Genomic DNA, 22,824 nt, shown 5'->3' with positions numbered 1-22,824 from the left:
AGTTGATTTTGCGTGCCGCAACCGCTCTAAGGGGGTATGCATGTCTACCTCCCTATCGCCGAGGTCTCGGTGAATCCCCTATTGTTACTGGGCATCGGTGCGGCCGTCGGAGTGCTTTCCGGGATGTTCGGAGTGGGGGGCGGGTTTCTGATCACGCCTTTGCTGTTTCTTATCGGCATTCCGCCAACGGTTGCAGTCGCAACATCTGCAAATCAGGTTGTCGCATCCTCTTTCTCGGGGCTTCTGGCCCATCTCAAAAGAAGAACCGTCGATTTGAAGATGGGGCTTGTTCTGCTTATTGGCGGGCTTTTCGGTGCGGCGTTGGGGATGGTTCTTTTCAACTTTCTCAAGCAACTCGGGCAGGTCGATCTGGCCGTTCAACTTTGTTATGTGGTGTTCCTCGGCGTCATCGGCAGCCTGATGTTCGTCGAAAGCGTGAACGCAATCCGAAGGTCTAAACAAGCCGGCGGCGCGACACCTTATAAACGCCGTCAGCGAACATGGGTTCATGCGCTGCCATTCAAGATGCGATTTCGCGGCTCAAGCCTGTATATATCCGTCATTCCACCTGCATTGGTTGGGTTCGGCGTGGGCATTCTGTCGGCAATCATGGGGGTCGGCGGCGGCTTTATCATGGTGCCTGCCATGATCTACATTCTTGGGATGCCGACCAAGGTTGTGATCGGAACGTCCCTGTTTCAAATCATCTTTGTGGCCGGGTTCACGACGATGGTGCATGCTTCGACCAATTTCAGTGTCGATCTGATGCTGGCCCTTCTGTTGATTCTGGGCGGCGTCGTGGGGGCACAGTTGGGCACACAGATCGGCGCGCGCCTGAAAGCCGAGCAATTGCGAGTTCTGCTGGCCCTTCTTGTGATGTCGGTTTCGGGCAAAATCGCCTTTGAACTGCTGCTTGAACCGATCGAGCTGTATTCGGTCACCGAACAGGGTGGGATTGATCCTACCGGCAGTCAAAACTCTCCACGTGCGGTGGGAAATGACACGGAACTGTCACCCATGGGCTGCACACGATCACTTGATGCCGGTGAGTGCGTAAAACCTGCCGCATTGCACAACTTATCCAGGCTGGACTAGAAGTCACCATGCAGATCTATTTACCGATAGCCGAAGTATCAGTTAACGCGTTCCTGCTTTTGGGCCTTGGTGGTCTGGTGGGCATCCTTTCCGGAATGTTTGGAGTCGGGGGCGGGTTTCTGATGACACCGCTGCTGTTCTTTATCGGGATACCTCCAGCCGTCGCGGTTGCCACCGAAGCGAACCAAATCGTCGCATCATCATTTTCGGGCGTTCTGGCCCATTTCCGACGAAAGACCGTGGACCTCAGGATGGGGACGGTATTGCTGATAGGCGGATTAATCGGCGCGGCGCTTGGCGTTGTGGTGTTCAACTATCTCAAAAGCCTCGGTCAGGTCGATCTGCTGGTAAAGCTTTGCTACGTGGTGTTTCTGGGGGTCATCGGTGGGCTGATGTTCATCGAAAGCCTCAACGCCATTCGTAAGCTGCGCAAGGCCGACGGAGCGCCGCCACCCAAACGCCGTCAGCGCGGATGGGTTCATGCGATGCCCCTCAAGATGCGGTTTCGGACATCTGGCCTGTATATTTCGGTCCTCCCACCGCTGGTCGTCGGCCTTTGCGTTGGCGTGTTGTCCGCTATCATGGGCGTCGGCGGCGGATTCATCATGGTTCCAGCGATGATCTACATTCTGGGGATGCCAACCAAGGTCGTGGTGGGAACGTCGCTGTTCCAGATCATCTTTGTCACCGCATTCACCACGATGCTGCACGCGACCACCAACTATACGGTTGATGTGATGCTGGCCGTTCTGCTGCTGGTAGGCGGAGTGATCGGAGCCCAGATCGGTACCCAGATCGGAGCGCGCATGAAAGCCGAGCAGTTGCGTATTTTGCTTGCCCTCATGGTTCTGGCCGTCTGCGGAAAGCTGGCTTTGGAACTGCTTCTTCAGCCATCGGAGCTGTATTCACTTGGCACGGACGGAGGGCACTGAGATGTTGCGTCTGATCGCTGTTTTCTGTCTGTTGTGTTCCTCTGTTCTTGCTGACGGGGAACAGGTTGTTCTTGGCCTCAGTCAGGACCGTGTTGCCATTACCGCCAATTTCGACGGCTCCGATATCCTGATCTTTGGTGCAGTCAAACGTGAAGCCCCAATACCATCGGGCCCACCGCTGGAAGTGGTCGTTGCAGTGTCCGGCCCATCCGAACCGGTGATGGTGCGCCGCAAGGAAAAGAAATTTGGTATCTGGGTGAATGTGGACAGCGTACTGGTGGACTCGGCCCCCAGTTTTTACGCAGTCGCAACCAGTGCACCGTTCGATCAGGTGCTGACCGATACCGAAGACCTGCGGTATCGCATTTCCATCGAGCGGGCCATTCGCTCGGTTGGGGCTGCCATGCATATCCGCGAGGCACAGTCATTTGCTGATGCGGTCGTTCGCATCCGTGAAAAGGAACACCTGTATTCCATTCGCGAAGACACGGTGGCCGTGGATCAGCAGACCTTGTTTCGCACCTCAATCGAGATGCCTGCGGATCTGACCGAGGGCGAGTACGTCGCCCGGATTTTCCTGACGCGCAGGGGAGAGGTCATTTCACAGCTGGAAACCGCAATCGATGTGCGCAAGGTCGGACTGGAACGCTTTCTTTACAACCTGTCACGGCAAAACCCGATGGTTTATGGCCTGATGTCTCTGGCGATTGCCATTGCCGCAGGCTGGAGCGCGTCTACGGCATTCCGTCTGCTGCGCGAGAACTGATCGTCAGCCGCGCCCGATATACGGCATTGTTGTCGCCATCACGGTCATGAACTGTACGTTCGCCTCGGGCGGCAGCGTCGCCATGTGCATAACGGAACGGGCCGCGTCTTCGACAGCCATGGTCGGATCGGGCTGCTGCCCTTGTGTTATCGCCGCATCGACCAAGCCCTGCACCATGGGCGTTCTTGCGTTGCCGATATCGATTTGACCACACGCGATGTTCAGGTCACGACCGTCCAGAGAAAGGCTACGGGTCAGTCCGGTGATCGCGTGTTTGGTTGCCGTGTAGTGAATCGAGTTCGGGCGCGGCACATGTGCCGCGATAGAACCGTTGTTGATGATACGCCCCCCTTGCGGAGACTGCCTGCGCATGGTGCTGAAAGCTGCCCGGGCGCACAGGAACATTCCATTCAGATTAACGTTGACCGTCTGAAACCAATCCTCCAGCGCGATTTCGTCAATCTTTCCTGCTGGGGTAAACACACCGGCATTGTTGAACAGCACATCCAGCCGCCCGGCCTTTTGTGCAAATGACAGAAAGGCGGCGTCGACTGCCTGCGGGTCCGTCACGTCCGCAGTCAGCGGAACAGCGTTTTCGTATTGGTCAGCCATCTCCGACAGAACGCCACCGCTGCGCGCCAAAAGGCCCACAGTCCATCCCTGTTCCAGAAACAGCACGGCAGTGGCCCGGCCTATGCCCGAGCTTGCACCGGTCACGATGATTGAACTCATGTTTCTTCCGCCTCCAGTGTCAGGGATGCAGCCGGAACCTGCCGCAGATCATCCACACGCAGTTCGTGTGTTGGTTTGGCCAAACGATTGCGCACGACCCAGATCAGGCGTTCCTGAGCGCGGGTTATCGCGACATAGGCCAGACGTTTCCACAAGGGCTGTCCGGCCTCAGTCCGGCCCATTCTGGCGGCCGCATAGATATCCGGGGCAAAGACCTGTACCGTGTTCCATTGCGATCCCTGCGCCTTGTGAATCGTGACCGCCGCGCCGTGCAGGAATGTGGCCCCCATGCGTGCGGCGTAGGGGATGAATGGCTCTTCCTCGTCCGGCTTTTCGATTTTGACGATGGATGCGGCACTGACCTGCGGGTCCTCGGCGCCGATAACATGCAGCCGGGAAAACCCCGGTTTCCGCCCCGGCCCCAGATAGATGACCTGTGCGCCTTTGATAAGCCCGCGCGCTTCAAGGTCGAGGCGTTTTTTGCGGTGCTTCAGCGGCAGTTCAATTCCGTCGCAAATCAGCGGCTCGCCTTCCAGAAGTTCCGTTTCAGGCGCACCGTGAACATGCCGGAATGCGTTAATCAATCGTATCCGTGTTGCATTACGCCAGACCAGAACCGGGCTGCGGGCCATCAAATCGACCTCGACCCGCTGGCCCCAGATCACGCGATCATCCTTACGCGAGGTTTGTTCAATCAGGTGCTCGAATTCTTCAAACCCCATCGCCGGGTCGGCCAAAGCATGCGCAAGGTCCAAAATCGGATTGTCCGCGTCCTGTCGGTGGACGCGGTGCAGGGTCAACTTTCGGGGCTCTGCCAATCCGTCAAAGACCATCGATCCGGACTGATTGACAGGCGCCAGCTGTGCCGGATCGCCAAACATCAGAAGCGTCGGAAAAATCTCCTGCAGATCCTCGAACTGCCGGTCGTCCAGCATCGACGCCTCGTCCACAAAGCCGATGTCCAACGGTTCTTCCCTGCGTTTCCAACCGGTTATGAAATCCGACCCGCGCAAACCGGCGGCGGCCAGAGCCCCGGGGATAGACTTGTTTTTCTCGTAAAAGGCAGCCGCTCGATCCAGCGCCTCATCCGTCAGGCCCTCGATCTCGGGGCGGTCCCCGTTGCCAGCAAGCCATTCGGCAATCCGCTCGTATTCAGGGTCATATACGGGCGTATAGAGAATGCGGTGGATCGTGGTCGCCGGGACCCCGCGCAATCGCAGAACACTGGCGGCCTTGTTCGTAGGGGCCAGAATGGCAAGGCTGCGTTTGTCCTTGGACTTGCGGCTTTCGTAATCGCCGGACACAACATTCACACCCGCCTCGGCGAGTGCCTTGTAAAGCTCGGCAAGCAGCAGCGTTTTTCCGGAGCCTGCTTTACCGATTACCGCCATAACCCCGGACTTTCCGCCGCCCGGTGGCCGCAGCAGGGCGTCGTCTTCAAGGTCGATTCCAGCTGTTTTCAGCATCTCGGCGATGCTGTCATAGGCGGTCGCCTGATCGTCGGAAAAGGTCACATTCGGCAAGGACATGGCGCGACCCTACAGGGCCGCGCGACCCATCACCAGATGCGGAATAAGGAATTCGCGGGCATCAGGCCGAAAGGGCGAACCGGGGTTTGGCCATCTTCCCGAAAGCCGCGTTGAACCACATGCGTGACAGTTCCCTGGGGACACCCGCCCTTTCAGCCACACGCGCGCAATCTGCCGGGGAATACGGCCACAGACCAACAGAAATCTGATCCCGGCCTTCGCCTTCCGAACCCAGAATAACCGGAGACGATCCGATCAACCGATAAATGCGCACCATTCGTGCGTCAAATACCCCGGCGATGTGAGTCAGCCCGAAACCTTCCATGACCTCGCCCCCACTCAGCATGATTGCGCCCGCCGTTCGGGCGCTGGCCTTGCGGGACAGGCAGAACCGCGTCACCTCCCAGATCAGCGGGCTGTGAACAGGCTTGCCCCCGGTCAGGTGGCCGAACACATCATTGACCATGACCGGGCCCGTTGTCGGCAGAATTCGCATCGAACCGCCATGACTGCCATCTTCTTCTTCCCAGATCACATAAAGGGGGTTCAGGTCGTCGTATTCATCCCGCTCTTCACCCTTTTCGTTGATCTGAACGTCCCACCCCAACCGGACCTTGAACTGATCTGCGCGATCCTGAAACATCCCTTCAGCAAGTTTCGGATATTTGAATAATTCATCGGCATACACATAACGCAGCATGACTTGTTCCCCTTGTCGTCCATGTCTGGAACAAAGGGGGTACAAACCTATGGTTAATTTACCGTGTGACTACCGAACGCCCGTTAAACCACTATTAAGCCTCTGCTCATTGCCGTTGCAATGGCGTGGGTGGTGTTGAGCGCCCCAAGCTTGAAGCGCGCGCTTTCGATGTAAACCCTTAGCGTATGCTCGGAAATCGATAGTGAATGCGCGACTTGTGCACGGCTGTATCCCAGCGCAAGCAAGGTCATTGCATCGACTTCCCGCGGAGACAATGAGCAAGACGTTTCAGGTGTCCGGTCGCTTTCGAATTCAAGCGCTTTCTTGTTAAAAAAATGTGCAATCAGAATCAGGTCATGGCCATAGGTCTTCATAAAACCCTGCCAGGTTTCGTCATCACAGCTATGGTTGGCGGTGAACAGAGCAAACTGACCGTTCGGCCCTCTGATGGGAATTGAATAGCCCTGATTCCCAATCCCGTGACTCAGCGCATCCTGCAAGAACGCCTTGGCGATTTTGCCCGACCAATCCAGCGTTTTCCAGTCAACCGGCTGGAACCTTTGAAAGCACCCCAGAATTACGGGATCGATTCTGTGGTAATTTCTTTCCAGGTACCGTTCAGCCCAGGCATCCGGATAGGTGGTACACCCATATTGATCGCCGGCGCTGTCTACCCAGTGATAGATGATATGAGCAACACCAAGCCTGTCCCTGATGGAAATCGCTATTCGCTCTAAGTCTTCAAGCGAGTTGGTGTCTTCCAAATCTCCCAGGACCTGGCTCAATTCGACTTTCGTTCCCATAAACTGGCGCCCGTGCCTCATCTTGTAGGGACGCGATCTCGGTTGCGGCGATCAGCTTGGTGTCATCAAGCTGTTCGGCAAGCGTACTCATCCCATTCGCGGCGGCGAAAGTTCTGAGATCCGACAGTACGTCCAGTATCCACTCATTTTGCGCCATCAGGGTCTCTCCGAAAGAGTTAACGAAAGGTTAACACAACCATAGCATGTAAGGCACTGGTGCGAATATTCACCGGTTTCTACTCCCCAAAAATAGCGAGACGCAGAATTGTAACGGACTGAAACTCCTGAGGCTGGTTTCACAATGAAAAAGCCCGCGACTCACCGAAGCGATTCGCGGGCTTTCCAGTCGTGTTTTTTACGCGATCAGTCTTTCGCTTCGAGAACTTCTTCCAGCGTACGGAGACCAGTGCGCGGTGCCTGAACGAGAACAGACATGTTGCCGGGTTTATGTTCGTTCCGGCGCATTTTCATATGTGCCTCGGGCAGATCGGCCCAGGTGAACACTTCGGACATGCAGGGATCAAGACGCCGTTCGACCATCAGCTTGTTGGCCGCCGCCGCCTGCTTGAGGTGCGCAAAGTGTGAACCCTGCAGACGCTTCTGGTGCATCCACATGTAACGCACGTCGAAGGTCAGGTTGTAACCGGTGGTTCCGGCGCAGATCACAACCATGCCACCTTTTTTCACAACAAAGGTGGAAACCGGGAAGGTGCTTTCGCCTGGATGTTCGAACACCATGTCAACGTTCACGCCCTTGCCGGTGATGTCCCAGATGGCTTTGCCGAACTTGCGGGCCTCTTTGAACCACTCAGCATATTCCGGTGTGTTTACGGTCGGCAGCTGACCCCAGCAGTTGAAGTCCTTGCGGTTCAGAACACCCTTGGCGCCCAGCCCCATGACAAAGTCGCGCTTGCTTTCGTCCGAGATCACGCCGATCGCATTCGCACCCGCCGTATTGATCAGCTGGATCGCGTATGAGCCCAGACCGCCCGACGCGCCCCAGACCAGAACGTTCTGGCCTGGCTTCAGGTCATGCGGCTCGTGTCCGAACAGCATCCGGTAAGCGGTTGCCAGAGTCAGTGTGTAACAGGCGCTTTCTTCCCAGGTCAGATGTTTCGGGCGCGGCATCAGCTGCTGTGCCTGAACATTTGTGAACTGCGCGAACGAGCCGTCGGGAGTCTCATAACCCCAGATGCGCTGCGAATCCGAATACATCGGGTCGCCACCGTTACAATGTTCGTCGTCACCGTCATCCTGATTACAGTGGATCACGACCTCATCGCCGACTTTCCAGCGAGTGACCTTTTCACCAACAGCCCAAACGATGCCCGACGCATCCGACCCCGCGATATGATAGGGTGCCTTGTGACCATCAAACGGGCTGATCGGCGTGCCCAGTGACGCCCAAACACCGTTGTAGTTCACACCCGCCGCCATCACGAGAACCAGCACTTCGTGACTGTCGAGCTTTGGGACGTCGACCACTTCAAGCTGCATGGCCGTATTCGGCTCACCATGGCGCTCCTTGCGGATGGCCCAGGCATACATCTGTTTGGGCACATAGCCCATCGGAGGGATCTCTCCCATCTCATAGAGGTCTTTTTCGGGTGCCTCGTATGACGCGATACCGCTGTCCGTGTCCAAAGCCATGGTGGCCTCCTTTGTTCAATTCCGTTGCCGCGACGCAGAATCGCGAACCTCAAAGGAGGAAATATTAGCCCCAAAGAAACAATGCAATAGTTTTTGGGCATAGTTTTGTAATTTTATGACCCAGCGGATGCAGAAATCTCCTTTGCACTCGCAGCATCAGAGATATCGTCAACGACCGGGGCCGATGCGGCGTAATACTCCATCAGGTCCAGCCGCTCGATCGAAGGCAATAACAGGCCCTCTGCGCGGCAAAGGATTCTCCGCTCCACAAGCTGCTCAATGGCCGCATTTGTATCTTCAATACAGCTTTGGGGCTGGCCGCCATTTCGCGCAAGAATTTTGCAGATCCGCTCTTTCACGACCTCCTCCGGCATCGACCCGTTCTCGCGAACAAGCCGACACGCAGCAGGTGCCGGAACTGGCGGGATGGCAGCGCCAATCCTTGCCATCAGTTCGCGCGCCAAATCGGTCATCAAATCCCGCTCCCCACCCTTTCTGAAGGCGCGCAAGGAAATCGGAGTGCCATACCGTACTGAAGCCAGACCAAATCCGCGGTAGCGCCCGATCAAGCGCAACCAGATTTGCTTGAGAAACCATCGCGTGATGACCCCGATTCTTGCCCGGAAGCGCCTCTCGCTGCCCAGCGCCGCGCGGGTAAGTATGGTATCCTCGAGGACCCGGTCATAGTTCAGCGCGACAGGGACGAAAACGACGTCTTTTCCGTCGACGCTGGTGCCGTCAAGAATATACTTCAACAACCCGAGCTTCGGTCGCCCCAGGCCGCCCGTCAGACTCAGCCCGCCTTCGGGAAACATGGCTTGCGTCACACCGGCCTCGGTCGCATGCCGTACGTAACAGGCCAGAACCTGACGATAGAGCTCGCTCCCAGATTTTCTGCGAATGAAATACGCCCCCATCGCCCGGATAAGGCGGCTGAGCGGCCAGACACGCGCCCATTCCCCCACCGCATAAGACAGTGCCGAATGTTGTGCCGCCAGATAGGTGACCAGAACATAATCCATGTTGCTGCGGTGATTCATGACGAACACAACCGTTGCATCACTATCAATGTCTTTCAGCGCCTTTTCGTCCTCGTAACTCAGCCGAACGTGATAAAAGGCGTTACTCAGCCAGCGCGCGAGCCGGATGGCAAAGCTAAAATAGGTAAAGGCCGAGAACGAAGGCACGATTTCCCGCGCATACCCACGAGCCTGTTCCGACGCGACCGCCTCGGGGATACCGGTTTCGCGCGCATGTTCCTGTACCGCCTTACCGACCTGAGGATCGTATATCAGGCGCTGAATCATATCGTGACGCCGCGCCAGCTTGAACGGTTGTATCGGGCGTTGCAGCCGTTGATTCAGCCTTGCGACTGCCCGTTCCAGACGACGCCGAAAAAACCAACGAACGGACGGAAAAAGAAAATGCGAGGCAAATGTGACCGCAGCAAACACGACGATCAACACAAACAGCCAAATCGGAACTTCTACGGTCTGCCACATAGCTGCACCCTGCCACCAATCGCCAGCGGGAACAATCTGAAGAAACCTGCGGATGCCGCAACGCAGCGAATTGACATATCCCGAAAATTGCGATTTAGAACGCTACAGTGAAATATTATTGCCCACTCAAGCACGAGGCCCTTGTCATGACGCAGACGCAGAAAGATCGCCCCTGGCTCATCCGGACTTATGCGGGTCACTCCACCGCCAAAGCCTCGAACCAGCTTTACCGGTCCAATCTGGCGAAAGGTCAGACCGGCCTTTCCGTGGCCTTCGATCTGCCCACCCAGACCGGGTACGACAGCGATCACACTCTGGCGCGCGGTGAAGTGGGAAAGGTGGGCGTCCCCATCTGCCATCTGGGTGACATGCGTGTTCTGTTCGATCAGATTCCGCTTGAGCAGATGAATACCTCAATGACCATCAACGCAACGGCGCCGTGGCTTTTGGCCCTGTATATCGCCGTTGCCGAAGAACAGGGTGCGGATATCTCCAGCCTGCAGGGTACGGTTCAGAACGACCTGATCAAAGAATACCTGAGCCGCGGAACTTATGTCTGCCCGCCCAAGCCATCCCTCAAGATGATCGCTGATGTGGCCGAGTACTGTTACACCAACGTCCCCAAATGGAACCCGATGAACGTGTGTTCGTATCACCTGCAGGAAGCGGGTGCGACGCCCGAGCAGGAACTGGCCTATGCGCTGGCCACTGCGATTGCGGTTCTGGACGAATTGCGCCCACGCGTACCTGCCGACGATTTCCCGGCCCTTTGCGGGCGCATCTCATTTTTTGTGAATGCGGGCATCCGCTTTGTCACTGAAATGTGCAAAATGCGCGCCTTTGTCGACCTTTGGGACGAAATCCTTGAACAGCGTTACAACGTGACGGACCCCAAATTCCGCCGATTCCGGTATGGGGTACAGGTGAACTCGCTGGGTCTGACCGAACAGCAACCCGAAAACAACGTTTATCGCATCCTGATCGAGATGCTGGCGGTGACGCTTTCCAAAAAGGCCCGCGCACGGGCAGTGCAGTTGCCGGCCTGGAACGAAGCACTGGGTCTGCCGCGCCCATGGGATCAGCAATGGTCGATGCGGATGCAGCAGATTTTGGCCTATGAAACCGACCTACTGGAATATGGCGATCTGTTTGACGGCAATCAGGTCGTCGATGCCAAGGTTGAAGAGCTGAAGAACGGCGCGCGAGCCGAACTGGCCAATCTTGAGTCCATGGGCGGCGCGGTTGCTTCGATCGAATACATGAAATCCCGACTTGTTGATTCGAATGCCGAGCGCCTGAACCGCATCGAGCGGAACGAAACGGTTGTCGTCGGCGTGAACAAGTGGGTCGAAGGCGAAAGCTCGCCCCTTCAGACCGAGGATGGCGGCATCATGGTTGTCGATCCGGCAGTCGAGCAGGAGCAGATCAATCGCCTCAATGATTGGAAGTCCTCACGCGACAGTCTGGCGGTCGAGGCTGCGCTGGCCGCACTGCGCGACGCGGCAAAAGCCGGCACCAACATTATGGAACCATCAATCTCAGCCGCCAAAGCCGGTGTAACCACAGGCGAATGGGCCGAAGAAATGCGCAAAGCCTATGGCACCTATCGTGGCCCGACTGGTGTATCGGGATCGGTTTCCAACAAGACCGAAGGACTGGACGATCTGCGCGCCGCCGTGGATGCCGTCAGCGATCAACTGGGGCGCCGCCTGAAGTTCCTGGTCGGCAAGCCGGGGCTGGATGGCCATTCGAACGGCGCCGAACAGATCGCGTTCCGCGCGCGGGATTGCGGGATGGACATCAGCTATGAAGGCATCCGTCTGACGCCTGAGGAAATCGTCAAGGCGGCCGCAGAGGAACAAGCCCATGTGATCGGTCTTTCGATCCTGTCCGGCAGCCACCTTCCGCTGGTTGAAGACGTGATGGTGCGCCTGCGCGAAGCGGGGCTCGGGGAACTTCCAGTGGTGGTTGGCGGCATTATTCCCGATGATGATGCAGAAAGACTGCGCGAAATGGGTGTGGCCAAAATCTATACGCCGAAGAATTTCGAATTGAATTCGATAATGGGCGACATCATTACGCTGGCCGATCCCAAGGATATTGCCGCTGAATAACTCCGACGTCCTTCTCAAATAATTGAGGGATGGATAATGGCGATGTATGTAATTACGGTGGCCAAAAATTGGCCACCTAATTGGCTTTCGCCATACGGAGATAATGATGGGAATCGATCTGAGTAAAATGACCCGCAAGGAATTGACCGAATTGCGGGGCAATATCGACGATGCTTTGAAAGAGGCAGAAGTACGTGAACGCCGTGAGGCACTTGAGGCCGCCGAAAAAGCAGCAGCAGAGTATGGCTTTTCGCTAGCGGAATTGTCTGGGGATGCGCGCCGTTTGGCAAAAGGTGCAAAGGCAAAGGCCAAATACCGCAATCCAGCCAATTCCGACCAGACCTGGTCTGGGCGCGGTCGCAAACCGCAATGGGTGCATGATGCGCTGAAAGCCGGGGCCGACATATCCGATCTGGAAATCTGATCGAGGCGGCGAAGATGACCATTCACATAGGCGCAGAAAAAGGCGACATCGCAGAAACTGTATTGCTGCCGGGTGATCCATATCGGGCCAAATGGGCGGCCGAAACTTTTTTGACCGACGTCCGGAAAATTAACAACGTCCGCGGAATGTTGGGATTTACCGGAACATGGAAAGGATTTCCGGTTACCATTCAGGGCAGCGGAATGGGAATGCCGTCGCTGTCCATTTACGTGAATGAACTGATCCGCGACTTTGGCGCAAAAACCCTGATCCGGATTGGTTCATGCGGGGGAATGCAGGAAAGCATCGATGTGCGTGATGTCATTCTTGCGATGACGTCCACCACACTCAGCACGCCGTCGCGTGGCATCATGAAAGAGCTGAACTACGCCCCCTGTGCAGATTGGGGGCTGTTGCAGGCCGCCGCGAAGGCCGCACAGGCGAAAGGCACGCCAACCCATATCGGCGGTATCTATTCCTCGGATGTTTTCTATGACGAACGCCCCGACCTGAATGAACAGATGGTGCGCCACGGAATTCTCGGGGTCGAGATGGAGGCGGCTGAGCTCTATATCCTCGCCGCACGGCACAAGTGCCGGGCTCTGGCCGTTCTGACTGTTTCGGATCACCTACTGACTGGCGCGGCTTTGCCGTCATCGGAGCGCGAAAGCAGCTTTGGCGATATGGTCGAGATCGCTCTGCAGGCGGCATTTCCAGACGCTGGATGATAATTCTATCCGGGCGAAACCTTCTTTCGCCCGGCCCCCTCAAAATCGCCCTCAGCTTCCATGCGTGCGGTCGTACCCGTTACGAGCAGGGCTTATCCAATCTGACAGTGCGCTGTTTTTAGGCGCAAACACTTCCACTAGCAGCGGATAACAGGCCGCAGTATCGGATGAATGTTCCGACGAGCAATCGCCGCCCGGGCAGGCGCTGAGATTGCCAAGAAGGTCGATTTCGGCAAAGAACTCCAGATAATCGCCGGGTCGAACCGGTGAGGCTTTCATGAAATACTGCCCTGTGTCACGGGTAAACCCGGTGCACATGAAAACATTCAGAACGTCGTGAACGTGCGGTTCAGCTTCGGCTAGCGGTATGGACAAGTGGTCCGCCAGAGCCCGCGTCAGGTTGGAGTGGCAACAGTGATGGTATTGCGATTCGGAAAGCAGGTTGCCCGTATAGGGATCGCACCGGGTTCCAATCACGTCATGAACCGAACCGCCATACTGATCTATGCCATACCAGCTTAGAGTATCTTCTGTGACCGTTGCCATCGGTCGCAGATACGGAAAGCTCGACCACATACGTTCACCGGTGGATATATGGGTACCGTGCAACGCCCGGGTCTTGCCGGAATAGAAGCGTTCCAACAGATCGTCACGATTCCAGAGGTTCAGATCGCCGACCTGCGGGCCTTCTACCGAAGTTATGCGAAAGAAATGTCCGGCCGGAACCTCAAAGCATCGCGCATCACGTGGTGGAACCACCGTTTCCGAAACCTTTTTGGCTTCTACACGAGCCTTGCCATACAATTCCAGATCCGGCTTGGGCAGCGTATCATTCGGATAACAGATGACGGGGGCGATTGCGCGCCGGGCGTTGGCGTCGGATGGTGGGTGGCTCATGATTGCCCTTTCGGAAGTTTCACGCAGATTGGCGCAAACTGCCCGAATAGGAAACCCTGACACGTAAGTGGATTTAAGACCTGTTTCGCAGACATTGCGTCGGCTGAGCGTCACCTTCTGATTTGGCGCCGCAGTAGGTACAAACCCATCGGCCTTCCTTGCGGTGTTGTCGCCAGCGGCAATCCCGAGTCAGAGTTGTTGTCCGCGCGCGCCACAGGAAGTAGGCAAATACACCGGCGGCAAGTAACAAAAGAAGAATGGGCATTCTTTCGGTTTGCCCATTTCCTTCGATAAATTCAATCGACTTTAACGCACCAAGCTTCAGGCGGCGTTTGCATATTCGAAAAGCTCGGGTTCATGTTCGGACGTCGGATAAACCGGTTCAGGTGTGTAATAGGCCCATGCCTGCTCCAGCAGTTTCAGCGCCTCTGCTGCATCCGATTTTTCCGAATTACGGCTCTTGTCCATTGGGGTGACCTTTTTGGTTTTGATCACTCCTCCCCGACGATCAGCCTAGGCTGTTGGCGAAGCGGCCGCACCGCACAATTTCGCAACATCGCTTTGCACTAGCCGCAACGCGGCCAGTGCCTTTTTCATTTTTTTGCTCAGACGGTCCGTTCCACCATCATCTTCTTGATTTCGGCAATTGCCTTTGCGGGGTTCAGACCTTTGGGGCAGGTCTTGGCGCAGTTCATGATGGTGTGGCAGCGATAGAGCTTGAAGGGGTCTTCCAACTGATCCAGACGCTCACCCGTTGCCTCGTCCCGCGAGTCGATGATCCAGCGATACGCATGCAACAACGCAGCCGGGCCAAGATACCGGTCGCCGTTCCACCAATAGCTGGGGCACGAAGTCGAACAGCTGGCGCACATCACACACTCGTAAAGCCCATCCAGTTTCTTGCGATCTTCGATCGACTGCTTCCACTCTTTCGCTGGGCGGTTGGTCTTGGTTTCCAGCCACGGCATGATCGAGGCGTGCTGAGCATAGAAATGGTTCAGATCGGGGATCAGGTCCTTGACCACCGGCATATGCGGCAGGGGATAGATTTTCACATCACCCTTGATTTCATCCATGCCATAAATGCAGGCCAACGTGTTGATCCCGTCGATATTCATCGCACAGGACCCGCAAATTCCTTCACGACAGGACCGGCGGAAGGTCAGCGTCGGATCGACCTTGTTCTTGATATAGATGAGCGCGTCCAGAACCATCGGCCCACAATCGTCCATGTCGACGAAATAGGTATCCACGCGCGGGTTTTGGCCGTCATCCGGGTTCCAGCGGTAAATCTGGAATTTACGGACATTGGTCGCACCGTCAGGTTTGGGCCATGTCTTGCCGGTCGTGATGCGCGAATTCTTCGGGAGGGTCAGTTGTACCATGTGTTCCTCTCCTTAGAAGGTCCGCGCCTTGGGCGCGATTTTCTTGAGGCTGATGCCGCCTTCGTCTTCGGTGGTCAGCGGGTCAACGATGACCGGACGATAGCTGAGGTCGACCTTGTTGCCGTCGATATGGCTGATCGTGTGAACGCGCCAGTTCTCATCGTTGCGCTCGGTGAAATCCTCGTGTGCGTGGGCTCCACGGGATTCCTTACGCGCCTCGGCACCGATGATCGTGGCCAACGCGTTCGGCATCAGGTTGGTCAGCTCAAGCGTTTCCATCAGATCGCTGTTCCAGATCAGGCTGCGGTCGGAAACCTGGATGTCATCCATCTTGGCCGCAATGGCCGTCATCTTTTCAACGCCGTCGGCCATTGTTTTCGCCGTACGGAAAACAGCGGCATCCGCCTGCATGGTTTTCTGCATCTCAAGCCGCAGCTCGGCGGTCGGGATCGAACCGCTGGCGTTGCGGATGGTATCAAAACGGTCGAACGCCTGGTCGACCGAAGCCTGATTCAGCACCGGGTTCGGGGCCTCGGGGTCCACCACCCTGCCCGCCCGAATGGCAGCCGCCCGGCCAAAGACCACAAGGTCAATCAACGAGTTCGAACCCAGACGGTTTGCGCCATGAACAGATGCGCAACCCGCCTCGCCCACGGCCATCAGTCCCGGAACGATGGCGTTCGGATTGTCTGCAACCGGGTTCAGAACCTCACCCCAATAGTTCGTGGGAATGCCGCCCATATTGTAGTGCACGGTCGGCAGAACCGGGATAGGTTCCTTGGTCACATCAACACCGGCAAAGATCTTGGCCGATTCCGAAATACCCGGCAGACGCTCGTGCAGCGCTTCGGCTGGCAGGTGGCTGAGGTTCAGGTGAATGTGATCACCATCTTTACCAACCCCCCGGCCCTCGCGGATTTCCATCGTCATCGAGCGCGAAACATAGTCGCGTGGCGCCAGATCCTTGTACTGGGGCGCGTAACGCTCCATGAACCGCTCACCTTCCGAGTTGGTGAGGTAACCGCCCTCACCCCTCGCGCCTTCGGTGATCAGACAGCCCGAGCCATAAATGCCGGTTGGATGGAACTGAACGAACTCCATGTCCTGCAGGGCCAGCCCGGCACGGGCCACCATACCGCCACCGTCACCGGTGCAGGTGTGGGCCGAGGTGGCTGAGAAATAGGCGCGACCATAGCCGCCGGTCGCCAGCACCACCATCTTGGCGTTGAAGACATGCATGGTGCCGTCGTCAAGCTTCCAGCAGACGACGCCCTGACACTGACCATCGTCAGACATGATCAGGTCGATGGCAAAATACTCGATGTAGAATTCGGCGTTGTTCTTCAGCGATTGGCCATAAAGCGTATGCAGGATGGCGTGGCCGGTCCGGTCGGCGGCGGCGCAGGTGCGCTGAACGGCAGGGCCTTCGCCGAACTCGGTCGTGTGGCCACCAAAGGGACGCTGATAAATCTTGCCCTCTTCGGTGCGCGAAAAAGGAACGCCATAGTGTTCCAGTTCGTAAACAGCCTTGGGCGCGTGGCGGGCGAGGTACTCCATCGCATCGGTGTCGCCCAGCCAGTCCGATCCCTTCACGGTATCGTACATATGCCATTGCCAGTTATCCGGACCCATGTTCGACAGCGACGCCGCGATACCACCTTGCGCAGCAACGGTATGTGAACGGGTTGGGAACACCTTGGTCACACAGGCAGTACGCAATCCCTGTTCGGCCATGCCCAGCGTGGCCCGCAGACCCGCACCACCGGCGCCGACCACGACCACGTCATATTCGTGCGTTTCGTATTCGTAAGCAGCCATTTCTTTCAGCTCCGGTCTTTATAGGGCAATGCGCGCGATGGCGAACAGGCCAGTCGCAGCGGCGGCGTAGGACAAGCAGATCACCAGAATGATCAGTATCTTCTGCATGAGCCCATGCACGTAATCCTCGATCATCACCTGCGCCCCGTCAGCGAAATGTTTGAAGCCAACGATCAGGGTCAGCGCGGCCACGATAGCCGGGAATGGTCGCGAATAATAATCCAGCATCACGTCATACGGTTGGCCCAGAACGGGTCCGAACGTGAAGACAAACAAGGGCACAAGGATCAGCAAAGCCACCGAGCTGACCTTCATGGCCCAGAAATGAGCGGTCCCGGACTTGGCCGAGCCCATGCCAACAGCGCGTTTGCGGTCAGTTAAATAACGCATCGTCCGCCTCCGTTATGCGACAATCAGAAGGGTCAGGATGGTCAGGATGAACGATCCGATCACCACCGCCCAGCCCAGCTTATACGCGGTTGGGATGTCTAGCCCGATGGCATTGTCCCAGATCAGATGCCGGACACCTGCCAGCGTGTGATACCAGATACCCCAAAGCGACAGCGCCATGACCAGATCGCCCAAGACTGAAGTGATGACCCCATTGGCAAAGGCGTAAGCTTCGGGTGAAGTTGCAGCGGCAAGGAACCACCAAACGATCAGCAGAGCGGCAACGATCAGCGCGTTCCCAGTGATCCGGGTCAGGATGGAGGTGACCGAGGTCAGCTGAGGACGATAAATCGTCAGGTGTGGTGAGAGCGGGCGATTGCCCCGATTCACATCGGCCATGGTGGCTCCTTTCCGGTTGGCTACCGAACGTTTTACCGCATTTTGCGACACTGTCACGCGCTGCAAGTGCAAAAAGAAGCGAAAATTGACGCATGTCTACAGATATCGAAGTTATGTGATCACGCAAAATGATCATGTGATCACAAACCAGTGGCCAGGCTAACTATGTGAGCGATATCAACGTCGCGCACTTGTGATCACGAATCTAGAATTCAGCGCAGACCAGCGGTTTGCTGCGTGACCTCACGCAGCAATTTTTTACGGATGCGCTCAGGATAATCCCGGAAACCCGCCGCTGAAACAACAAATGCCCCTTCTCCGACTATGACATTCTCGAAGAAATACGCCGTAAGGTCCGGCTCACTTTCTTCAATTGCAATTGCATTCACCGTGATGCCGTGACTGCGCAGGGATTGGCGCAGCTTGGCGGGCTCGATCCCTTCATTTGAAATGCCGTCTCCTGAGATATCAATCAGATGCCTGTCGCATTCCTGAACCTCTTCAAACGCAGGTATCGTGGTTTCAAGGGCTTCTCCTATCGCGGTGGAGAAGTTTCGCCAGATCCTTGGGTCCTGCGCAACTTGCTGTGCGAAGGTTTCGAGCCTGTCAAAGCTGTCGATATGGGTCCAAGGAATGGTGATCTGTTGTCGCGATGCGCCGGTCCATTGCACCAGCATCAGGCGCGCGTTTGACCGAACCAAAGCCTCGGAGACAACCGGATCACGCAATCCCTCAGCCAGGCCGTCCATCTGTATTCGAAACTCATTGGAATCCACCGACCCCGACACGTCCACTGCCAATGCCAAGGCCAGATCGCAGGCCGCCGCTGGAGGCGCGAGGCATAGGGACACAGCAAGGCAACGCAGAGCTTTCATGATCGCAGACTAGCATGAAATATGGCGTCTGCGATCACATGAATGTCAGGTGGTACAATGACTGTGCCGCGGGCTAAAAAGCCCTTTATTACATGGGCATAAGCGTCCAATAATCCAGATCGAGCAGAACATCGGGACTGTATTTACCGTCATCCGAGCGCAGCACAAACGGGTCACCGCCCTTGGTTGCAACCAGTCGTAGACGGATTGCTCCGACGCCCGGCACATCCGTTTCGGCCTTGTCCAGTACTTCGCTCCAGGCCTTAATGGTGTCGCCTGCGAAACAGGGGTTTGCATGGGCGCCACCGTTAAGGCCGACGATCATCTGCGCATTTGCCAACCCGTTGAAAGATAGTGCCCGCGCCATCGAGATGACGTGGCCGCCGTAGATCAGGCGGCCATCGGGGCGGAAGGTCAGGTCGAAATGCACCTTGGCGGTGTTCTGCCATAGACGGGTCGCCAGCATGTGCTCGGCCTCTTCCACGGTCACACCATCGATGTGATCGATCGTTTCTTCCGTTTTGTAATCATCCCAGCGGTGCGACTCTCCGGATTGTACAAAGCTGTACTTCGAGAAATCGAGCCCCTGCGGCACCACCAGATCCTGCGGATCCAGCGCCTTTTTCAGTTCGGGCACAACGGTGTCCGGCGCGGGGGCGTCGAGGTTCGATTTGCGCACCATCACCCAACGGACATATTCGATCACCACCTCGTCGCGCTGGTTCAGACCCCGGGTTCGGACCCAGACAACGCCGGTCTTGCCGTTGGAATTCTGCTTGAGGCCGATCACCTCGGATTCGGACCGAAGCGTATCGCCGGGATAAACCGGTTTCAGCCAGCGCCCTTCGGCATAGCCAAGATTGGCGACCGCGTTGAGGGATATATCCGGGACCGTCTTTCCAAACACAACGTGGAATGCGGCCAGATCGTCGATGGGACTTTGCGGCAGGCCACAATTCCGGGCGAACTCGTCCGAGGAGTAGAGCGCATGGCGCGCGGGATAGAGCGCGTGGTAAAGCGCGCGCTCGCCATCGGTTACGGTGCGCGGCACCGCATGGTGCAGGACCTGCCCGACATAGTAGTCCTCGAAAAAGTGGCCCGGATTTGTTTTCGCCATTATTGCTGTCCCAGTTTCATTTCGGGTGAGTAGTCGGCCTTAACCTCTTTGGTTACCGCCTGCGCGCAGCGCATCACGTTGTTGGCCGGGTCGAATGCATACGAAGGAGAGCCGTGCAACTCCCACCCTTTTGCCAGCGCGTCCGAAACCTTGTGACAGAAGGCCGAGGTGTCTTCTTCCGTTAGCAACCGATAGAGTTTTGCCATGATGTCAGTTCCTTAACCGCCAAAGGGCCAATAACCCAGCTTCCAATGGATAAAGCCGATGATACCCATCAGCACGATTGAGGCCCCGAAGAACATGGCATCCTTGCCATATGTTCCGGGCTCTCCCGGGGTCCAGTCGGGTTCAGACCTGTTGATCACGATCACTTCGACCACGGCCCATGCCAGCAACCCGCCGAACAGGACGATCGAGGCCAGATCACCGTTCACCAGCAAATGCGCAAAAGCCCATGTTTTGAAACCCGCAAGCATCGGATGGCGCATTCCGTTCAGCAGACGCCCCTTTTGCCCGGCGGGGCTCATCAAATAAATGGCGATCAGCACCAGCAGATTGTTGATGTGAATCATAAAGGGCGGTGGCGACCAGACGTAGATGAAATCGGTCATGCGATAGCCGAAAATCATCAGCAGGATCGACGCCACCAGCGCCAGCGCGACAACGCCCTTGGCCGCGTTGCCCATTGCGGCACGCTGTTCAGGCATCACACGTTTGAAAAGATGCGCGGCCCACCAAAGTGCCACACCCAGAATTAACAGAACAAAGCCCATTGCTGGCTTACCCCGCTTGCAAAGCTACTATCGCTTCTGCTTTTGCCAGAATTTCGCGGGCAGTTACAACGTGCAGGTTTTCAACGATCTTGCCATCGACAACGGCAACCCCCTGCCCCTGCGCCTCTATCTCTTCAAAGGCAGTGATCTGACGGCGGGCCAGATCGATCTCGGCATCCGAGGGGGCATAGGCGGCGTTGGTGACCTCGACCTGGGCCGGATGGATCAGGGTTTTGCCATCAAAACCCATGTCGCGGCCCTGCGCGCATTCGGCGGCCAGCCCCTCATCATCCTTGAAGGCGTTGTAGACGCCATCGATGATAATCAGCCCCTCGGCCTTGGCGGCCAGAAGGCACAGACCAAGCGAGGCCATCATCGGCAAGCGATCAGGGCGGAAGCGGGTTTGCAGTTCCTTGGCAAGATCGTTTGTTCCCATGACAAACCCGGCCATCAGCGGATGGGCGGCAATTTCAGCCGCATTCAGCATCCCGCGCGGCGTTTCCATCATGGCCCAGATAGGCAGATCGCCGGTGATGGCCGCCAGCGCGTCTACATCCGCGGCGGAGCTGACCTTGGGCAGCAAGACGACATCGGCGTTCATATCGCGCACGGCCTCGGCATCGGCGCGACCCCATTCGGTGTCCAGCCCGTTGATTCGCACGATCCTGACACGTTCACCATATCCACCGGTCGCCAGTGCAGCCTTGAGAGTTTCCCGCGCGTTGTCCTTTTCGTCCGCTGCAACTGCATCTTCCAGATCGAAAATAATCGCATCGACCGGCAGGTTACGGGCCTTGTCCAGCGCCCGCTCTTTCGAGGCGGGGATGTAAAGAACGGAACGATAGGGGCGCTGGCGCGGGTCCATTGGCTTCTCCCAGAGAAATAAAGTTGCGCGGAATGGGGCATTTTTTGCCGGAAAGTTCAAGCGCAAAATCGCCGCGATGCAGCATTTGACGCTGCAGGCGGCGCAACGCACGCCGCCTTAACGGTATTTCGCAAGGAGTGCGGCACCCTTTTGAGCATCGGATGAAAGAAGGGGCCGCAGATGAAGAAGACAGTTTTCAAGATGACCATGGGGCTGGGGATCATGGTGTTGGCGGCGCAGCAGCTGAACGCTCAATCCCGCAATTGTGCGCCGCGCGCGGATGTGATCCAAAGGCTGGCCGAGACTTATGGCGAGACACGCCGGGGTATCGGCATGGCCCGGCAAGGTGCGGTGATGGAGGTTTTTGCATCCGAGGGGACCGGCAGCTGGACAATTGTTGTGACCTTGCCGGATGGAACATCCTGCCTGATCGCCTCGGGTCAGGGGTATGAGGCGCTTGCCGAGGGCTTGCCGCCCAACGTCTAGCTCAGCGCATCCCAGATCAGTTTGGTGCCGGTGAGTGTCAGCAGCACATAGGCGATGCCGAAAAACAGACGTTCGGACACCATCCAGTGGGCGCGAACGCCCAGCCACGCGCCCAGAACGGCAAAGGGCGCCAGCAGCAGATCGGCAAGGGCAGTGTGCCAGGTAAACATGCCCAGATAGGCATAGGGGATGAACTTGGCGATGTTGACGGCCCAGAAGACCAGAACGGTGGACGCCTGAAACTGAGTTTTCGACAGGCGTTGTGACAAGAGGTAGACAGCGGCGGGCGGGCCACCGGCATGGCTGACAAAGCTGGTAAAACCGGCAACCAGCCCGGCGAACAGGCCCGCGGCTGCTGGCAGGCGGCGCGCGGCAGGTTTCATCCAGCCGCGGGATTGTGCCAAGTGCCAGAGGACGAACCCGACGGAAATGCCGCCGATCAACAGGCGCAGCAGGTCGGCATCAGTTACACGATAGAGCCACGCGCCCAGCGCCACCCCCGGCACCGCCCCCAACATCAGCAGGCGGGCGTCGGGCCAGCTCCAGCGTTTCCAGTAAGGGCGGAGTGTGGCCAGATCGATGATCATCAGGATCGGCAGCATCAGCGCAAGCGCCTGTCCGGGTTCAAGTATCAGCGCCAGAATCGAGGCCGAGGCAAAGGCCACGCCTGAACCGAACCCGCCCTTGGAGATACCCGCAAAGATCACAGCGGGGATCGCCACAGCAAAAAACGTCAGATCCAATTCGAACATGCGGCGGCCCCGAAACCCCGGTTTCTCAGGACCTTTAGCGCAATCGGCCGGACAGGCGCAAACGGTATGCGGTCGCATGCCGCGTCGCGGAA

Annotated in this window: 25 protein-coding genes; 7 read left to right on the top strand and 18 right to left on the bottom strand. The window is 57.1% G+C overall.

Translation table 11 applies throughout. The features are described from left to right. Positions 1 to 36: 36 nt before the first annotated feature. From ACR0D6_RS11530 to ACR0D6_RS11520, 3 genes are read left to right on the top strand one after another with little or no spacing between them, the layout of a single operon-like run. Positions 37 to 1,095, top strand: a complete 1,059-nt coding sequence (locus ACR0D6_RS11530) for a sulfite exporter TauE/SafE family protein (protein WP_480765598.1) — start codon at positions 37 to 39, stop codon at positions 1,093 to 1,095. Between the two features lie 8 nt (positions 1,096 to 1,103). Next, entirely contained in the window at positions 1,104 to 2,027 is a 924-nt protein-coding gene (locus ACR0D6_RS11525) for a sulfite exporter TauE/SafE family protein (RefSeq protein ID WP_480765597.1), read from the top strand. 1 nt (position 2,028) lies between these two features. Beyond that, on the top strand, positions 2,029 to 2,793 hold the full coding sequence (locus tag ACR0D6_RS11520) for a TIGR02186 family protein (RefSeq protein WP_480765596.1): 765 nt from the start codon (positions 2,029 to 2,031) through the stop codon (positions 2,791 to 2,793). A gap of 3 nt (positions 2,794 to 2,796) precedes the next feature. On the opposite strand, the gene ACR0D6_RS11515 is transcribed toward ACR0D6_RS11520, so the two are convergent. The 6 genes from ACR0D6_RS11515 to ACR0D6_RS11490 all read right to left on the bottom strand — a co-directional run bounded on the left by ACR0D6_RS11515 (position 2,797) and on the right by ACR0D6_RS11490 (position 9,709). Continuing rightward, positions 2,797 to 3,525: an SDR family oxidoreductase gene (locus ACR0D6_RS11515; RefSeq protein WP_480765595.1), complete on the bottom strand. Its 729-nt coding sequence runs from the start codon at positions 3,523 to 3,525 to the stop codon at positions 2,797 to 2,799. After that, positions 3,522 to 5,054: an ATP-dependent DNA helicase gene (locus ACR0D6_RS11510; RefSeq protein ID WP_480765594.1), complete on the bottom strand. Its 1,533-nt coding sequence runs from the start codon at positions 5,052 to 5,054 to the stop codon at positions 3,522 to 3,524. Before ACR0D6_RS11510 ends, ACR0D6_RS11515 begins: the two co-directional genes overlap by 4 nt. A 61-nt stretch (positions 5,055 to 5,115) precedes the next feature. Then, a complete protein-coding gene (locus ACR0D6_RS11505; protein ID WP_480765593.1) occupies positions 5,116 to 5,754 on the bottom strand; it encodes an acyl-homoserine-lactone synthase in 639 nt (212 codons plus the stop codon). A gap of 83 nt (positions 5,755 to 5,837) precedes the next feature. After that, on the bottom strand, positions 5,838 to 6,557 hold the full coding sequence (locus ACR0D6_RS11500) for a helix-turn-helix transcriptional regulator (protein WP_170654718.1): 720 nt from the start codon (positions 6,555 to 6,557) through the stop codon (positions 5,838 to 5,840). 363 nt (positions 6,558 to 6,920) lie between these two features. Beyond that, positions 6,921 to 8,207 (bottom strand): crotonyl-CoA carboxylase/reductase, encoded by a 1,287-nt coding sequence (ccrA, locus tag ACR0D6_RS11495; protein WP_170654716.1) that lies wholly within the window; start codon positions 8,205 to 8,207, stop codon positions 6,921 to 6,923. Positions 8,208 to 8,320: 113 nt separating this feature from the next. Then, positions 8,321 to 9,709, bottom strand: coding sequence for a 1-acyl-sn-glycerol-3-phosphate acyltransferase (locus ACR0D6_RS11490; protein ID WP_480765592.1), 1,389 nt, complete (start codon positions 9,707 to 9,709; stop codon positions 8,321 to 8,323). A gap of 146 nt (positions 9,710 to 9,855) precedes the next feature. Here ACR0D6_RS11490 and ACR0D6_RS11485 point away from each other — a divergent pair, with 146 nt between their 5' ends. The 3 genes from ACR0D6_RS11485 (at position 9,856) to deoD (ending at position 12,975) form a co-directional block, all read left to right on the top strand. Beyond that, positions 9,856 to 11,823, top strand: coding sequence for a methylmalonyl-CoA mutase family protein (locus ACR0D6_RS11485; RefSeq protein WP_480765591.1), 1,968 nt, complete (start codon positions 9,856 to 9,858; stop codon positions 11,821 to 11,823). A 106-nt stretch (positions 11,824 to 11,929) separates the two neighbouring features. Next, positions 11,930 to 12,247, top strand: coding sequence for an H-NS histone family protein (locus tag ACR0D6_RS11480; RefSeq protein WP_480765590.1), 318 nt, complete (start codon positions 11,930 to 11,932; stop codon positions 12,245 to 12,247). Positions 12,248 to 12,261: 14 nt separating this feature from the next. Beyond that, positions 12,262 to 12,975 carry a purine-nucleoside phosphorylase gene (gene deoD / locus ACR0D6_RS11475; RefSeq protein WP_480765589.1) on the top strand — a complete coding sequence of 238 codons (714 nt, stop codon included), beginning with the start codon at positions 12,262 to 12,264 and terminating at the stop codon, positions 12,973 to 12,975. Between the two features lie 51 nt (positions 12,976 to 13,026). Here deoD and ACR0D6_RS11470 read toward each other — a convergent pair whose 3' ends face one another. From ACR0D6_RS11470 to ACR0D6_RS11420, 11 genes are all read right to left on the bottom strand, one after another. After that, positions 13,027 to 13,872: an urea carboxylase-associated family protein gene (locus ACR0D6_RS11470; protein ID WP_480765588.1), complete on the bottom strand. Its 846-nt coding sequence runs from the start codon at positions 13,870 to 13,872 to the stop codon at positions 13,027 to 13,029. Positions 13,873 to 14,193: 321 nt separating this feature from the next. After that, the gene (locus ACR0D6_RS11465; RefSeq protein ID WP_480765587.1) at positions 14,194 to 14,340 is read right to left on the bottom strand and encodes a hypothetical protein; all 147 of its coding nucleotides are present in this window, start codon (positions 14,338 to 14,340) and stop codon (positions 14,194 to 14,196) included. Between the two features lie 137 nt (positions 14,341 to 14,477). After that, complete coding sequence (locus ACR0D6_RS11460; RefSeq protein ID WP_170654704.1) at positions 14,478 to 15,257, bottom strand: succinate dehydrogenase iron-sulfur subunit; 780 nt, start codon at positions 15,255 to 15,257, stop codon at positions 14,478 to 14,480. A 12-nt stretch (positions 15,258 to 15,269) separates the two neighbouring features. Continuing rightward, positions 15,270 to 17,075, bottom strand: coding sequence for a succinate dehydrogenase flavoprotein subunit (gene sdhA / locus ACR0D6_RS11455; RefSeq protein ID WP_480765586.1), 1,806 nt, complete (start codon positions 17,073 to 17,075; stop codon positions 15,270 to 15,272). Between the two features lie 18 nt (positions 17,076 to 17,093). Beyond that, entirely contained in the window at positions 17,094 to 17,465 is a 372-nt protein-coding gene (sdhD, locus tag ACR0D6_RS11450; protein WP_480765585.1) for a succinate dehydrogenase, hydrophobic membrane anchor protein, read from the bottom strand. 12 nt (positions 17,466 to 17,477) lie between these two features. Beyond that, on the bottom strand, positions 17,478 to 17,864 hold the full coding sequence (gene sdhC / locus ACR0D6_RS11445; protein WP_170654698.1) for a succinate dehydrogenase, cytochrome b556 subunit: 387 nt from the start codon (positions 17,862 to 17,864) through the stop codon (positions 17,478 to 17,480). A gap of 212 nt (positions 17,865 to 18,076) precedes the next feature. Next, a complete protein-coding gene (locus ACR0D6_RS11440) occupies positions 18,077 to 18,739 on the bottom strand; it encodes a DUF1194 domain-containing protein (RefSeq protein ID WP_480765584.1) in 663 nt (220 codons plus the stop codon). An 88-nt stretch (positions 18,740 to 18,827) separates the two neighbouring features. Continuing rightward, positions 18,828 to 19,856, bottom strand: a complete 1,029-nt coding sequence (locus tag ACR0D6_RS11435; protein WP_480765583.1) for a MaoC family dehydratase — start codon at positions 19,854 to 19,856, stop codon at positions 18,828 to 18,830. Then, complete coding sequence (locus tag ACR0D6_RS11430) at positions 19,856 to 20,062, bottom strand: DUF1737 domain-containing protein (protein WP_480451495.1); 207 nt, start codon at positions 20,060 to 20,062, stop codon at positions 19,856 to 19,858. Before ACR0D6_RS11430 ends, ACR0D6_RS11435 begins: the two co-directional genes overlap by 1 nt. Positions 20,063 to 20,074: 12 nt before the next feature. Further along, the gene (locus tag ACR0D6_RS11425; protein WP_480765582.1) at positions 20,075 to 20,629 is read right to left on the bottom strand and encodes an NnrU family protein; all 555 of its coding nucleotides are present in this window, start codon (positions 20,627 to 20,629) and stop codon (positions 20,075 to 20,077) included. 7 nt (positions 20,630 to 20,636) lie between these two features. Further along, entirely contained in the window at positions 20,637 to 21,494 is an 858-nt protein-coding gene (locus ACR0D6_RS11420) for an HpcH/HpaI aldolase/citrate lyase family protein (RefSeq protein ID WP_480765581.1), read from the bottom strand. Positions 21,495 to 21,674: 180 nt separating this feature from the next. On the opposite strand from ACR0D6_RS11420, the gene ACR0D6_RS11415 reads away from it, so the two are divergent. Further along, the gene (locus ACR0D6_RS11415) at positions 21,675 to 21,980 is read left to right on the top strand and encodes a hypothetical protein (protein ID WP_480765580.1); all 306 of its coding nucleotides are present in this window, start codon (positions 21,675 to 21,677) and stop codon (positions 21,978 to 21,980) included. Here ACR0D6_RS11415 and ACR0D6_RS11410 read toward each other — a convergent pair. After that, positions 21,977 to 22,732 carry a sulfite exporter TauE/SafE family protein gene (locus ACR0D6_RS11410; protein ID WP_480765579.1) on the bottom strand — a complete coding sequence of 252 codons (756 nt, stop codon included), beginning with the start codon at positions 22,730 to 22,732 and terminating at the stop codon, positions 21,977 to 21,979. The genes ACR0D6_RS11415 and ACR0D6_RS11410 overlap by 4 nt on opposite strands. Between the last annotated feature and the right edge of the window lie 92 nt (positions 22,733 to 22,824).

This window comes from Ruegeria sp. BJ6 (assembly GCF_056537885.1).
This window is presented reverse-complemented; position numbering and strand designations above follow the sequence as displayed.